Below are 14,447 nucleotides of genomic sequence, written 5' to 3' on the forward strand. Positions count from 1 at the left end.
ATCTTCATCTTTTTTAGTAAAATCGTAAAAAAGATGATCAAAGAGATATAATCAGTGATCATTTTTACTGTTTATATATACAAATTGATATAGGAGTGTATTTGTATCGCTTAACCGATTTTTGACACTACCTATAATTGAAGGAGGTAATGGAATATATGTTGATGATACAACTCCACCAGTAGAAAATGTTGTAACTAAAACAAACGGAGTCAATAATAAATTAATTCGTAATATTATTATTGGAGTTGTTATTGTTGCGGTAATTGGTTTTTTTGGATATAAATTTTTATTAGGAGGATCGTCTTCTTCTTACGAAGCTCCAATTGAAACACTAGTTACCGGAATTGAAGATAAAGATATTGATGCTATTTTTTCAGTTATTCCTGATGAAATATTTGAAAAATATGAAGAAGAATATGGTATTGATATTAAACAATTGACAAGTCTATTATCTAGTAGTTTAGAAGAACAAATGTTTGCTGAATTTGAAGGAATGACTTTAAGCTATGAGATTGAAAATGTTGAAGATTGTAGTAGTGTACAAGTAGAAGAAATTATTGATGCAAATAAAAGTTATTATGATATAGATTTAGATATTACAGCAGCTAAAAATTTAGACGTAACTTTAACAGCTACTTCAAATGATGATACAGAAAGTAATTCAGTAACACTTACGGTTATTGAAATTGATGGTAGTTGGTATATTGATCCAACTGCGATGAATATTTTCTAATTAATACTAGTAATGATTTTATAAATGATAAACATTGTCTAACTAAAATTCATTTCAAAATATAAAAACTTTTATAGCCAATATAATTACTAGTTTAAAGATAAAAAGAAATGGATTTAATGGACAATGTTTTATTTATTAAAAAATAGGAGGTAATTAAATGAGCAAGTGGGTACCAGTTAGTAAAGTAGATATACCACCAGTAGAAAATACTGGATTTAAAGAAAATATAATAATTAGAACACCGGTGGCTCCTGAAATTATTGAAGAAAAGCCCAAAACAAGTTTTGAAATGTTAGATGAAATGAATTTTGATTCTGCAGATGATGAAACAGTTATTTTAGGAACTGGTGATGATGAACCAACAATGGTATTGAAAAATTCTTATGCGTATGTAAAAAGATTAAAAACAAATGAATTAATTATGATTGATCAAGAGGAATTTATTTTAGGTAAAGGGACTAAAGCCGATTATATTATTTCAGGTAATTCTGCTATTTCTAGAAATCATGCTCTTATTTATCAAAAAAATGATGAGTATTATCTAAAAGATTTAAATTCATCTAACCATACTTATATTAATGATCAACTTGTTCAAAGTGACGTTAAATTACAAGACGGGATGGAATTTAAAATGGCAGATGAAATGTTTAAATTCATTTTAATTGAAGAGGCTTAAAATGGATGAGATGGATGCTTTTAACCAGACTTATGAAATAAGAGAAAAAATCGGTGAAGGAAGTGGTGGAATTGTTTATCTAGCTTATCATAAACGATTACAAAAAATGGTTGTTATTAAGCAGATTAAACGAGTTTCCCATAACTTACAAAGTAATCGACGTGAAGTAGATATTTTAAAAAATTTACAACATACCTATTTACCACAAGTGTTTGATTTTTTTGCAATTAAAGATAAAGTCTTTACGGTTATTTCATATATTCCTGGTCAATCATTTGCTCAATTGTGTAAACAAAATTATCATTTTACCAATCAGCAATTGATTCGCTGGGCAATGCAAATATGTTCGGCTTTGGCATATTTACATAGCCAAAATCCGCCTATTATCCATAGCGATATTAAGCCGGCTAATATTATGTTAACACCTGAAGGTAATATTTGTTTAATTGATTTTAATATCTCTTTTTTCTTAGATGGAACACCAATGCTAGGTTATACTAATGGTTATTCTTCACCAGAACAAAAATCAATAGCCTTAAGTCATGGTAAAACTAAAATTGTTCTTGATGAAAAAAGTGATATTTACAGTGTTGGAGCAACATTATATTATTTGGCACTTAAGAAAAAATATGATGATCAAAATCCCGACTTTGTTGCATTAGAAAATCAAACCAGTGAAACTTTTGCAGCAATAGTAAAAAAAGCATTAAGCTTTTATAAAGAAGAACGTTATCAAAGTGCTTTAGAAATGTTTCAGGCATTGAAGTCAATCCCTAAACACGATCAACGATATTTACAATTAGTTCGTAATCATCGTTATCAGCAAATTGGTCTTTCTTTGTTATTAGCTGGAAGTATTGCTTTAGGTGGTTTTGGAATTCATACAATGAAATTAGAACGAGTGGAAAAATACAATGAGCTTGTTGCTAGTCAAAAAGAATATCGTTTGGATCAAAACTATGATAAACAAACTGAATTGTTTAAAGAAGCTCGTGATTTATTACCAGGATCTTTAGAAAGTTATTATCAAAATGCATTAGCTTTATATCAACAGCAAGAATATCAAGAATGTATTGATTTTATTGATTATGATGTTTTGAATAATGAAAGAATTGATACTGATCAAGAAAGAATCGGGGATTTCTATGGCGTTGGAGCTAATTGTTATTTTGAATTAGAAGATTATCAAAATTCAGTTGATTACTTTGAAAAAGCAATTGATTATTTAGGTTATGATGAAGATTATTACCGCGATTATGTGATTGCTCTTGCTTATAATGATGAATTAGAAAAAGCAAATAAAAAATTAGATGAAGCAATTGAACATGGTCTAGGTGATGATTCGATGTATTTTGCAAAAGGCGAAATTAATAAATCATTAGGTAATGATAGTGTAGCGATAGAAAATTTTGAACAGTGTCTACAATTAACTGATAATGATGAGCTAAAAGAACGTTCTTATATTTTAATGGGTGATATTTATATTAATAATGAAGAATTAATTGAAGCACATGATGTTTTATTAGAAGGGGTTGAAACATTACCTACATTACATCAAATGATTGTTTTAGAAAGATTGATTCAAGTAGATATTGATATTAATACACCAGTTTATCAACAGGAAGCTATTGAAAAATTACAACAAGTAATTGATAATAACTGGGATAGCTATGATACTTATGATAACTTAGTAATCTTATATCAAAAACTAAATCAATACGATAAAGTAGAAGAAAATCTTGATTATATGTTAAAAACATTTGGTGAAGATTATAATATTTACAAACGTTATGCTTTTTTAGAAATTTCATTGCAGGAAGCAAAAGAAAACAGTCAACGTGATTACCAGCAATTTGAAGAATATTACCAGAAAGCAAAAGATTTATATCAAGAAAATTCAACCAATGACCCGGAAATGGCCTTATTAGATAGTGTCTATCAACAAGTTGTATCAGGAGGGTGGTTATAATGATTTCAACAGGTTTATTATTAACGATTGCTGGTGGAATTGGAATTGTTGTTTGTATAATTGCATTGATTGTTAATCATAGAAGTTATAAAAAAAGAATTAAAAATTTATTAGAAGAAATTGAAAATGAATAAAGATATTAGAAAGGAGTTTGCTATGGCAGAAAATAATCAAAATGAGTTTTATGGAGTTGTTATTGGTACTGGTGAATATTATTTTGATAAAGCTTATCCATTAGATAAAAAAGTGCCGGTATATTTTAACAGTGAATATAACCAAATAGTGCTTGAAGATTACTCAGGTCAAGAACCACTAGCTTGTTTATATTATATACCTGAATATCAAGAATACTGTATAGAACCATATCAAACGAAAACAATTTATTTAAAAAGCGGACAGCCTTTAGGTAAACGTGTTTATTATTTACCAAGAGGAATGTCAATATACATTAATGAAAAAAGCTGTATGTTTAAATTAGGATAGTTAAGGAGAGTTTATATGTACGAAGATGATAAAGTATTAGATGAGTTATATCGTGAATTAGGAAAAGCTTATTATGAAGGAGCTTTTGAAGATCCATTACCACAGTTATTACCTTTATTTGATCAAATTACTGAACATTTAAATCAAAAAAATGTTGTAGAAGAACAAGAACCAGTAGTTGAAGAAGTTGAAAAACCAGAAGAACCTGTAGAAACTAAAGAAGAAAATAATAATACTGGATTAAAATGTCCAGTTTGTGGAGCAGCAATTACTGATAAACAAGCTTTTTGTATCAGCTGCGGTACTAATTTAAAAGAATTAGCAACAGCTAAAGAAGAACCAGCTATTAAAGTAGAAGAAAAAGTTAGTGAAAGCTGTCCATATTGTGGAGCACCAATTAATCCAAATCAAAAATTCTGTATCCAATGTGGTAAGAGTTTAGAAAAACCAGTAGAAAGATTTTCTTTTGATGATCCTAAACCAGTACAAGATCCAATTGAACCTGATCCTGTCACTCCAACATGTCCAAATTGTGGAGCAACAGTAAAAATTGGACAAAAATTCTGTACTAAATGTGGTTCAAGTATTCCACAAAATAACAACAATCAAAACGTGCCACCAGTGATGCCAGCACAATGTCCAAAGTGTGGTAAACCATTAGATCCTAATGATCGTTTCTGTACTTCATGTGGTACTAAAATAAGATAAGTAAAATAAAAGCTGTAATAAATGAGTAGTTTCAAACTACAAATTATTACAGCTATTTTATTATTGATAAGATTTTTATAGAAAATAAAAAACCTTGATATAAAATATCAAGGACATTGACTGCATGGCAGAGGTAGTAGGAGTCGAACCCACATCAACGGTTTTGGAGACCGGTATTCTACCATTGAACTATACCTCTATTGCTAACTGCCTTAATATAATAGCATATTTTTTTTAAGTTGTAAATAAAAAAATGATATTTGTTTAAAATTGTTGCAAGAACAAAAGAAAAGATTCTAAAGAATCTTTTCTGCAGTTTATTTATTTTTATTACACTTACCATTACTAAAAGCTGGATTGAATGCATAAAAGTTATCGCTATTTAAGCGTTTTTTAACTAGTTCTAATGCTTCTCCAAAACGTTGATAGTGCACAATTTCTCTTTCACGCAAGAATCGAATTGGTTTTCTAACTTCTTCATCGTCTACTAATGCTAAGATATTATCATAAGTTGTACGAGCTTTTTGTTCAGCGGCCATGTCCTCTGTTAAATCAGTGATTGGATCACCTTTTGATTGGAAATAAGCACATGTAAATGGCATATCATTAGCACCTTGTGGGAAAATACCTAAAGTATGGTCAACAAAGTATTTATCAAAACCTTGTTTTTTTATTTCATCAATAGTGAGATTAGTAGTTAACTGATATAAAATGGCACTGATCATTTCAACATGGGCTAATTCTTCAGTACCAATATCAGTTAGTAATGCCTGAATTTCTGGATAAGGCATAGTATAGCGCTGTGATAAATATCTTAAAGCAGCCCCTAATTCTCCATCTGGTCCACCTAATTGATCAATAATTACAGCAGCAGCTTTAGCGTTAGGTTTTTTTATATTTATTGGGTATTGCAAACGTTTTTCATACAACCACATTTGTTATCACCTACCCATGGCCATGGTGCTGTTAAATAATCGTTTTGATAAGCATCGATTTCTCGATTCACTAAAGCATGACCGCGTCGTTGATATTCTCTTTTAGCGTTTCTTAGACGAGTAGTTGCTTCATTAAAATAATTTAAAGCTTCTTTATCGTTTTGATGCGTATCTAAAAATAATGCTGAATCTTGAACGGCAAAGTCCAACATCATTATTTGCATTAATAAATCATCTGTATTCATTAATTTAATTCACCCCAGCGTAAATCTAGTTCTTCAAAGATTGTTCCTGAATGAAAGGCTTTAATAATTGGATAAATCTTTCTAAACTGTTGAAATTTAATAGATGAAATACCTAATTCTAATTTATTCATTTAATTCCTCCTTCTACCTTAGATTATGAAAAAACTATATCTTGATATGGGTATTTATCATTAAATATAAATTTATTTTTTGTTTTAGATAATTATGTTGATTTAATCAATACTTTATGACATAATAGTATAACTTTAATAAAAGGAGTTATATTAAATGATATCAACACAAAATGTATCTTTGCAATATGGCGATAGAGCCTTATTTGAAAATGTTAATATTAAATTTACTAGTGGAAATTGTTATGGAGTTATTGGTGCTAATGGCGCTGGTAAAAGTACTTTTTTAAAAATTTTATCTGGTGAAATTGAACCTAACAAAGGTGAAGTTATTTTAGAGCCTAATAAGCGTCTATCAATGTTGAAACAAGACCATTTTGCTTATGAAGAAAATGAAGTTTTAGAAACTGTTATTATGGGAAATGCTCGTTTATACGAAATAATGCAGGAAAAAGAAAAACTTTATGCTAAAGCTGATTTTAATGATGAAGATGGTATTAAGTTAGCTGAACTTGAAGGTGAGTTTGCTGAAATGGATGGCTGGAATGCTGAAGTTGATGGTGAAATTTTATTAAATGGTTTAGGTATTAGTGAAGAATATCATCATTTAAAGATGAAAGAATTAGAAGCTAACCAAAAAGTAAAAGTGCTATTAGCTCAAGCTTTATTTGGAAATCCTGATGTACTATTATTAGACGAACCGACTAACCACCTTGATATGCATAGTGTTCGCTGGTTAGAAAATTTCTTAATGAATTTTAAAAATACTGTTATTGTTGTAAGCCATGACCGTTATTTTTTAAATAAAGTTTGTACACATATTGTCGATATTGATTATTCGCGTGTACAATTGTATGTTGGTAACTATGATTTCTGGTATGAATATAGCCAATTACAATTAAAACAAGCTAAAGAAACAAATAAAAAAGCAGAAGCTAAAAAGAAAGAATTAGAAAAATTCATTGCTAGATTTAGTGCTAATGCTTCAAAAGCTAAACAAGCTACATCTAGAAAAAAATTATTAGATAACTTAGAAATGGTAGATCTTAAACCATCATTACGTCGTTATCCATTTATTAGTTTTAAACCAGGACGTGAAGTTGGAAATATCGTTTTAAAAGTTGAAGGATTATCAAAGACTGTAGATGGTGTTAAATTATTAAATAATGTTAGCTTTTCAATCAATCCTAAAGAAAAAGTAGCATTTGTAGGTGATAGTAAAGCAACAGAAACATTCTTTAAAATTATTACTGGTGAAATTGAACCAGATGAAGGAAGTTATCAATGGGGTGTTACGACAAGTCAGTCATATTTCCCTAAAGATAATTCAAGTTTCTTTAATGATTGTGATTTAACTTTAGTTGACTGGTTACGTCAGTTTTCAACAAAAGATGAATATGAACAAGATTTACGCGGTTGGCTTGGAAGAATGTTATTCTCAGGTGAAGAAGCATTGAAAAAAGCTCAAGTGTTATCTGGTGGTGAAAAAGTTCGTTGTATGCTTGCAAAAATGATGATGTCAGAAGCTAATGTTTTAATTTTTGATGAACCAACTAACCACTTAGACTTGGAAACAATTCAAGCTTTAAACCAAGGGTTAATTAATTTTAAAGAAAATATTTTATTTACTAGCCACGATCATCAATTTGTTCAAACAATCGCTAATCGTATTATTGAATTTAATAGCGAAGGAATTATTGATCGTCTATCAACTTATGATGAGTATTTAGAATATAAAGATAGCTTATAGAATTTTTAAGATATTCATGTTATAGTTAGAATATGAATATTGATGGAAAGCAATGTGAAGATTTGGAAGTAACTTTCCTGATTGTAACATTGCTTTTTTTATTGGAGGAATTATGAATAATACAATTAAGGAATTATTTGAACGAAAATCAGTGCGTGCTTTTGAAAATAAACCAGTTGAAAATGATAAAAAACAGTTAATTATTGATGCTGCAATTCAAGCACCGACAGCTGGAAATATGACATTATATTCAATTATCGATGTTAGAAATCAGGAAATTAAAGATAAGCTGGCTCAAAGCTGTGATAATCAGCCTTTTATTGCTAAAGCGCCAATAGTATTAATTTTTGTTGCGGATTATCAAAAATGGTATGACGCTTTTAAATATTACCAAAAAGATAATAAAGTTCGTAAGCCTGATACTGGTGATTTTTTACTAGCATATAGTGATGCTTTGATTGCTGCACAAAATGCTGTTGTTGCTGGTGAAAGTATGGGAATTGGCAGCTGTTTTATTGGCGATATTATTGAACAGTATGAATTCCATCGTGATTTGTTTAATTTGCCACGTTATACAGTACCGGTAGCAATGTTAGTTATGGGTTATCCCGCTAAAGGTCAGTTAAAACGGAAAAAGCCGGTTCGTTTTGATTCAAAATATGTAGTAAGTGTTGATCAATATGAACATTTTAATGATGAAAAAATTGCAGCAATGTTTGATGAAAAAGCTAAAAATAGTAATCGTCAAGGTGGCGGACAAGCTATTGTAGATGATATTTATAATCGTAAGTGGACTGATCCATTTATCGAAGAGATGAGCCGCTCGGCTAAATTGTGGATTGAAAGATGGCAGGATAATAAAAAAGAATAGCAGCAATGCTATTCTTTATGCATGTTTAACTCGATCACGTTCTTCAGCGGCTTTAGCGTCATTAAAGCGATCAAGAGTACCAACTAAATAACCAGTAATTCGTCTAATTCGTTCAAAGTTTTGAGGATAGAAAACATAGTCTAAATCAACTTCATCACCATCAATTTTAATCGTTAAAGATTTTAAAGTTTCATCAGGAAATTTGTTTTCTAAATAACTGATATATGCTTTAATTTCTTCTTCGTCCATTGCCCCATTTTTTACAGTAACAGCAACATTATTAATTTCTTCCATTTCCTTTACCCAATATATCCTGTGATATATTTTTCCTTTCACTAGATTTTAATTACCACTAAATCATTTCCATATTTTTACCTTAATAATATTATAATTATTTATAAAAAAATTACATCTGATATGCACCATTAGCACCAATAATAAATAATCATTAAAACAAGTGTAAACAAAAGAATTAATAAAACTCGATTTACTCGTTTAAACATATATTTCATTAAAACCACCACATAATATTATATGAATTAAACTGGTTCATATTTTATAAATTGAAAATAATTGAAGTTGTTGATATATAAGGCTCTTTTTATTGCAAAACATTAATCAATTTGATAAAATCTTGTAAATACATGAAAAGGAGGGGAATTATGCAGTTACATTTCACTAAAATGGAAGGTATTGGTAATGACTATATATATTTTGATGGAATCAGTCAGGAAATTCCCATGGATAAAGAATTTATTACAAAAATAAGTGATCGCCATTTTGGAATTGGCAGTGATGGGATGATTGTTGTTTTACCATCTGATAAATATGATTTTAAAATGCGAATGTTTAATCGTGATGGCAGTGAAGCAATGATGTGTGGTAATGGAATTCGTTGTTTCGCAAAATTTATATATGATCATCAATTAAGTAATAAACATGTATTAAATATCGAAACCAAAGCTGGACTTAGAGTTGTTGAGTTGCTATTTGATGGTAAAGAATGTATTGGTGCCAAAGTAGATATGGGAAAACCGATAATTAATTGTAAAGATATTCCATGTACTTACCCAAAAGAGCAAATGATCAATGAACCTGTTGAAATAGGTAATCATGAGTATCATTTAACAAGTATTTCAATGGGTAATCCACATACTGTTACTTTTGTTGATGATTTAGATTCATTAGATTTAAATAAAATCGGACCAGAATTTGAACATCATCAATTATTTCCAGAATCAGTTAATACTGAATTTGTCAAAGTAGTTAATGATAAATATGTTAAAATGCGAGTTTGGGAACGTGGATCTGGAGAAACAATGGCTTGTGGTACCGGTGCTTGTGCAGTAATGTATGCTTGTTATTTAAATAAGCATACTGGTAAAAAAGTTACTGTTGAATTATTAGGTGGATGTTTGGAAATTGAGTACAATGGTGATACAATTATCATGTCCGGTCCAGCGACTAATGTTTTTACTGGGACAATTGAAATTTAAATGAAGGAGTAAAGAAAAAAATGTTAAATAGTGCAGAAGAAATTATTAAATATATTGGTGATGCTAAAAAGCAAACACCTGTGAAAGTTTATTTAAATGGTAAAGATTTACCAGCTACAACTGAATTTAAAATTTTTGGAACACCAGAAAGTAGAGTTTGTATTGGTGATTTAGATGCAATTAAAAAATATATTGAGGAAAATAAAGCTAATATTACTGATTCTTATTTAGAACAAGATCGTCGTAATAGTGCTATTCCTTTATTAGATATGACTAATATTAATGCCCGAATTGAACCAGGATGTTTCATTCGTGAACATGTAACTATTGGTGATAATGCTGTAATTATGATGGGTGCAGTTATTAATATCGGAGCTAAAATTGGGGAAGGAACAATGATCGATATGGGTGCTGTTTTAGGTGGTCGTGTTGAAGTTGGAAAACGCTGCCACGTTGGTGCTGGAACAGTTTTAGCTGGTGTTATTGAACCACCTAGTGCTACACCAGTTATTTTAGAAGATGATGTTTTAATTGGGGCTAATGCTGTTGTTTTAGAAGGAGTTCGTATTGGTAAAGGTGCTGTTGTTGGTGCCGGATCAATTGTTACTGAAGATGTTCCAGCTGGAGCAGTAGTTGTTGGTAATCCAGCTCGAATTGTTAAAGAACAAAAAGATGAAAAAACAGAAAGCAAAACTCAATTAATGGATGATTTAAGAAAAATTTAGGTGATAACAGTGGATCTTTTAAAACAGATTACTAAATGGCGCCGTGATTTACATCAAATTCCTGAATTAGGTTTAGAGGAGTTTAAGACGTCACAATATGTAAAAAAAGAATTAGAAGAAATGGGTTACCAGCCAATTTCAGTGTTAGAAACAGGAATTCTAGTTTATCTTGATTGCCATCAAGATAAAACAATTGCTTTTCGTAGCGATATGGATGCTTTAAAAATTACAGAACAGACTAATTGTGAGTTTGCATCTAAGCATCAAGGATATATGCATGCTTGTGGTCATGATGGTCATATGGCAGCATTATTAGGGTTTGCTAAAAAATTATCGCAAGTACCGGCTGATTTTGCTTATAATATCTTATTGATCTTTCAACCAGCAGAAGAATCACCAGGTGGGGCTAATTTAATCTGCCAGGCTGGAATATTGAAACAGTATAATGTCAAAGCTATCTTTGGTTTACATTTAATGCCAACTATTGAAGCTGGTAAAATTGCTTGTCGTCCTGGTCCTTTAATGGCTCAAAACGGTGAGCTTGATGTAACCGTTACTGGAAAAAGCGCTCATGCTGGATTATATCACTTAGGTGTTGATTCGATTTTGATTGCTAGTCAATTGATTTGTCAGTATCAAAATATTTTAACTCGAGTAATAGCTCCAGTTGAAAGCTGTGTTATTAATATCGGTGAAATAAAGGGTGGTACTGTTAGAAATATTGTTGCTGATCAAGCGGTATTTAAAGGTACAGTTAGAACATATAGTGAAACAGTCTTTAAAAAAATTACAGATACAATGCAGGCAATCAACCATGGGATGGAAGAAGCTTATGGCTGCAAAATTGATTTTAGTTGTCCGCCAATGTATCCACCAGTTTTAAATGATTATGATTTATATGCTCAGTTTGTTAAATTGACTGGTGATAATTATGAAGAGTTAAAAGAACCATTAATGTTAGCTGAAGATTTTGCTTTTTATCAACGGGAGATACCAGGTATATTTTTCTATGTTGGAACTAAAACAGAACGCTATAATAGTGGTTTGCATACAGAAACTTTTAATTTTGATGAAGAAGTTCTTTTACAGGCAGTTGAGTTATATTATCAAATTGTCTGCAAGATAAAATTGGGGGAATAAAAATGAATTATTATGATAGAGCAAATAATGCTTTTATGAATGCTTATGGTCGTTATGATGTTACTTTCGATCATGGTCAAGGGGTATATTTATATGACACTAATGGAAAAGAATATTTAGATTTTTATTCTGGAATTGGTGTTAATTCATTAGGACATAATCATCCTGTCTATTGTGAAGCTTTAACAAAACAAGTACATCGTTTAATGCATATTTCTAATTATTTTAATAGTGTTGAAACAATTGAAGCTGCTGAAGCTGTTGTTAAAGCAACAAAATTAAATCAGGTATTCTTTACAAATAGTGGGACTGAAGCAACTGAAGGAGCTTTAAAATTAGCGAGAAAGTATTACTATGAAAAACATGGTAAAGCGGATAGTGAAATTATTAGTTTAAAACATTCATTCCATGGTCGTTCTACTGGTTCAGTGACATTAACAGGTAATCCAAATTATCAAACTGCATTTGGACCATTGATTGCTGGGGTTAAATATGGTGAAATTAATGATTTAGAATCAGTAAAAAAATTAATTACGCCAAGAACTGCTGCTATCATTGTTGAACCGGTTCAAGGTGAAGGTGGTGTTTATGTTTGTACTAAAGAATTCTTAACTGGAATCAGAGAATTATGTGATGAACATGACATTGTTATGATCTTAGATGAAGTTCAATGTGGTATGGGTAGAACGGGAACGATCATGACTTATTTCCAATATGATTTATTACCAGATATTGTTTGTTTAGCTAAAGGAATTGGAGCAGGTTTTCCAATGGGAGCTTTTGTAGCTAACAAAAAAGTTGGTTCTGCAATGAAACCAGGTGATCATGGTTCTACATATGGTGGTAATCCAATGGCTGGACAAGCATGTCGTACTGTTTTTAAAATTATTGAAGAAGAAAAATTATTAGATCATGTTCAAGAAATTAGTAAATATCTACATGAACAATTAGACAAATTAGTTGCTAAGTATGATTTTATTAAAGAAAAACGTGGTTTAGGTTTAATGATCGGTTTAGAATTTGATCATCCAGTAAAACCTTATATTCAAAAAATGCTTGATAAAGGGTTGATCATGGTTACTGCAGGAACTAATGTAATTAGAATGCTGCCACCATTTATTATCAATAAAGATGATGTTGATAAAATGATCAATATTTTAACTGAAACAATTGATGAAATTAACGCTTAATGGGCATCCTGAAAAGGATGCTTTTTTGTTTGTTCAATACTTTAAAAGTCATATAAAAAAACTGAATATTGATGCCTTTAGTTATAAAGTGGTTATTTTTAATTGATTTAATGGGCATAATAAAAAAAACGCCCAGGCAATTAAATTATCCACTTTATTTTTTATTATATAATTAATTATAACTGGAGGGAACATCATGGTTAGTAAGGATATTTTGCAGGTGAAAACTTTGGGAAAATTATCAATTACTGATGGACGTGTGGCTTTTCCACAAGAAAAAAGACGGAGCATTCAGGTGGAACTGTTAATCATTTACCTGATATTAAACCGTAATTATACAATAAATAATCAGCAGTTAATTGATTTTTTATGGCCTGAGGGTAATTCTGATAAACCGGAGGGGGCTTTACGAAACCTGGTCTATCGAGCTAGAAAAGAATTTAAAAAACTGTTTAATGGTATGGATGTAATTAAGTCTAAAGGACATAGTTATTTTTGGAATCAAGATGTTTGTTGTATCGTAGATTATGAAGATGTTATCTTAATTTCTAATCAGATTATTAAAGAGAGTGATGTGTTTCATAAATATAATTTATGCATAGAGATGCTTAATCGTTATCAAGGAGAATTTTTACCAGATTTTAATTATAATGACTGGATCATTCAAAGTAATAATTCATTAGAAAGAAATTGTTTAGAAAGTTTGTTAGCGACTTTAAAGCAGCTGACAGAAAATAATATCTACGAAGAAATAATCAGGATTTGTGATCATCCTAATTGTCAAAAAATAATGGATACAAGAATATACGAATATAAGTTATATGCTTATTACAAAACTAAAAAGATTGATCAGGCAATTCAGTTTTATCGACAAACCGTTGACTATTACTATAGTAAGTTTGGTGTTGAAGTATCTACTAAATTTAAAGAAATATATAAGATGATCATTGATTCATCTTCAGTTTCTCAAGTAAATGTCGATCAGTTAGAGAAAACTTTAGTTGTTGATAATAGTAGTGAACAAACATTTTATTGCGATTTTGATATTTTTAAAAATATTTATCAAATAAATGTTCGTTTTGCAAGAAGAACAATGAAAGCTAGAGTACTAGCGTTGTTAACGATTGTTGATCAAAGTAATAGCTTAAGTGAAAAAGAATTAATTCAAGAAGCTGATATTTTAAAAAAAGTAATTGCCAATAATTTACGTAAAAATGATGTCTTTTCTAAATTTAATATGACCCAGTATTCGCTTATTTTAGCAGTTCCTAATGTTGAAGGAGCCCAGGTGGCAATTGATCGAATTATTAATCGCTTTAATGAAAAGAAAAAACATCATGAGATTTTTTTAAATTGTGAATTGAAAAAAATAAGGTAGGGAGGAGTTTA

At 30.1% G+C, this 14,447-nt stretch carries 17 protein-coding genes and 1 tRNA gene; 13 read left to right on the forward strand and 5 right to left on the reverse strand.

The window, feature by feature from the left end:
• Positions 1–121 precede the first annotated feature (121 nt).
• The 6 genes from B5F09_RS07855 to B5F09_RS07875 all read left to right on the forward strand — a co-directional run bounded on the left by B5F09_RS07855 (position 122) and on the right by B5F09_RS07875 (position 4,575).
• A complete protein-coding gene (locus tag B5F09_RS07855; protein ID WP_087373394.1) occupies positions 122–736 on the forward strand; it encodes a hypothetical protein in 615 nt (204 codons plus the stop codon).
• A gap of 160 nt (positions 737–896) precedes the next feature.
• Positions 897–1,415: an FHA domain-containing protein gene (locus B5F09_RS07860; protein WP_087373396.1), complete on the forward strand. Its 519-nt coding sequence runs from the start codon at positions 897–899 to the stop codon at positions 1,413–1,415.
• A gap of 1 nt (position 1,416) precedes the next feature.
• On the forward strand, positions 1,417–3,384 hold the full coding sequence (locus tag B5F09_RS07865) for a protein kinase (RefSeq protein ID WP_087373398.1): 1,968 nt from the start codon (positions 1,417–1,419) through the stop codon (positions 3,382–3,384).
• Positions 3,384–3,518, forward strand: coding sequence for a hypothetical protein (locus tag B5F09_RS15305; protein ID WP_255375733.1), 135 nt, complete (start codon positions 3,384–3,386; stop codon positions 3,516–3,518). The genes B5F09_RS07865 and B5F09_RS15305 overlap by 1 nt, the downstream gene beginning before the upstream one ends.
• Positions 3,511–3,867: a hypothetical protein gene (locus B5F09_RS07870; RefSeq protein ID WP_087373400.1), complete on the forward strand. Its 357-nt coding sequence runs from the start codon at positions 3,511–3,513 to the stop codon at positions 3,865–3,867. The genes B5F09_RS15305 and B5F09_RS07870 overlap by 8 nt, the downstream gene beginning before the upstream one ends.
• Positions 3,868–3,882: 15 nt before the next feature.
• On the forward strand, positions 3,883–4,575 hold the full coding sequence (locus B5F09_RS07875) for a zinc ribbon domain-containing protein (RefSeq protein WP_087373402.1): 693 nt from the start codon (positions 3,883–3,885) through the stop codon (positions 4,573–4,575).
• Between the two features lie 125 nt (positions 4,576–4,700).
• Here the strand turns inward: B5F09_RS07875 and B5F09_RS07880 are convergent.
• The 4 genes from B5F09_RS07880 to B5F09_RS07895 form a co-directional block, all read right to left on the reverse strand.
• Positions 4,701–4,774: transfer RNA gene (locus tag B5F09_RS07880), tRNA-Trp, on the reverse strand.
• Between the two features lie 118 nt (positions 4,775–4,892).
• Positions 4,893–5,510, reverse strand: a complete 618-nt coding sequence (locus B5F09_RS07885; RefSeq protein WP_087373404.1) for a manganese catalase family protein — start codon at positions 5,508–5,510, stop codon at positions 4,893–4,895.
• Positions 5,474–5,755, reverse strand: coding sequence for a spore coat protein CotJB (locus B5F09_RS07890; protein WP_087373406.1), 282 nt, complete (start codon positions 5,753–5,755; stop codon positions 5,474–5,476). Before B5F09_RS07890 ends, B5F09_RS07885 begins: the two co-directional genes overlap by 37 nt.
• A complete protein-coding gene (locus tag B5F09_RS07895; protein WP_087300361.1) occupies positions 5,755–5,886 on the reverse strand; it encodes a spore coat associated protein CotJA in 132 nt (43 codons plus the stop codon). The genes B5F09_RS07890 and B5F09_RS07895 overlap by 1 nt, the downstream gene beginning before the upstream one ends.
• 157 nt (positions 5,887–6,043) lie before the next feature.
• Here B5F09_RS07895 and B5F09_RS07900 point away from each other — a divergent pair, with 157 nt between their 5' ends.
• Together B5F09_RS07900 and B5F09_RS07905 are read left to right on the forward strand one after the other, a co-directional pair.
• Complete coding sequence (locus B5F09_RS07900) at positions 6,044–7,636, forward strand: ABC-F family ATP-binding cassette domain-containing protein (protein ID WP_087373408.1); 1,593 nt, start codon at positions 6,044–6,046, stop codon at positions 7,634–7,636.
• 112 nt (positions 7,637–7,748) lie between these two features.
• Positions 7,749–8,507, forward strand: a complete 759-nt coding sequence (locus B5F09_RS07905) for a nitroreductase family protein (RefSeq protein ID WP_087373410.1) — start codon at positions 7,749–7,751, stop codon at positions 8,505–8,507.
• A 15-nt stretch (positions 8,508–8,522) separates the two neighbouring features.
• Here the strand turns inward: B5F09_RS07905 and nrdD are convergent, their stop codons facing one another.
• Positions 8,523–8,801 (reverse strand): anaerobic ribonucleoside-triphosphate reductase, encoded by a 279-nt coding sequence (nrdD, locus tag B5F09_RS07910; RefSeq protein ID WP_087300121.1) that lies wholly within the window; start codon positions 8,799–8,801, stop codon positions 8,523–8,525.
• A gap of 368 nt (positions 8,802–9,169) precedes the next feature.
• Between nrdD and dapF the strand changes: the two genes are divergently transcribed.
• The 5 genes from dapF to B5F09_RS07935 all read left to right on the forward strand — a co-directional run bounded on the left by dapF (position 9,170) and on the right by B5F09_RS07935 (position 14,436).
• Positions 9,170–10,003, forward strand: coding sequence for a diaminopimelate epimerase (dapF, locus tag B5F09_RS07915; RefSeq protein ID WP_087373412.1), 834 nt, complete (start codon positions 9,170–9,172; stop codon positions 10,001–10,003).
• 20 nt (positions 10,004–10,023) lie between these two features.
• A complete protein-coding gene (gene dapD / locus B5F09_RS07920; protein ID WP_087300117.1) occupies positions 10,024–10,728 on the forward strand; it encodes a 2,3,4,5-tetrahydropyridine-2,6-dicarboxylate N-acetyltransferase in 705 nt (234 codons plus the stop codon).
• A 9-nt stretch (positions 10,729–10,737) separates the two neighbouring features.
• Positions 10,738–11,868 (forward strand): M20 family metallopeptidase, encoded by a 1,131-nt coding sequence (locus B5F09_RS07925; RefSeq protein WP_087373414.1) that lies wholly within the window; start codon positions 10,738–10,740, stop codon positions 11,866–11,868.
• Positions 11,869–11,870: 2 nt separating this feature from the next.
• Positions 11,871–13,058 carry an aspartate aminotransferase family protein gene (locus B5F09_RS07930; RefSeq protein ID WP_087300113.1) on the forward strand — a complete coding sequence of 396 codons (1,188 nt, stop codon included), beginning with the start codon at positions 11,871–11,873 and terminating at the stop codon, positions 13,056–13,058.
• A 196-nt stretch (positions 13,059–13,254) separates the two neighbouring features.
• Positions 13,255–14,436, forward strand: coding sequence for a BTAD domain-containing putative transcriptional regulator (locus B5F09_RS07935; protein WP_087300111.1), 1,182 nt, complete (start codon positions 13,255–13,257; stop codon positions 14,434–14,436).
• Positions 14,437–14,447: the final 11 nt, after the last annotated feature.

The organism is Erysipelatoclostridium sp. An173 (assembly GCF_002160495.1).
Classification (GTDB): Bacteria; Bacillota_I; Bacilli_A; order Erysipelotrichales; family Coprobacillaceae; genus Thomasclavelia; species Thomasclavelia merdavium.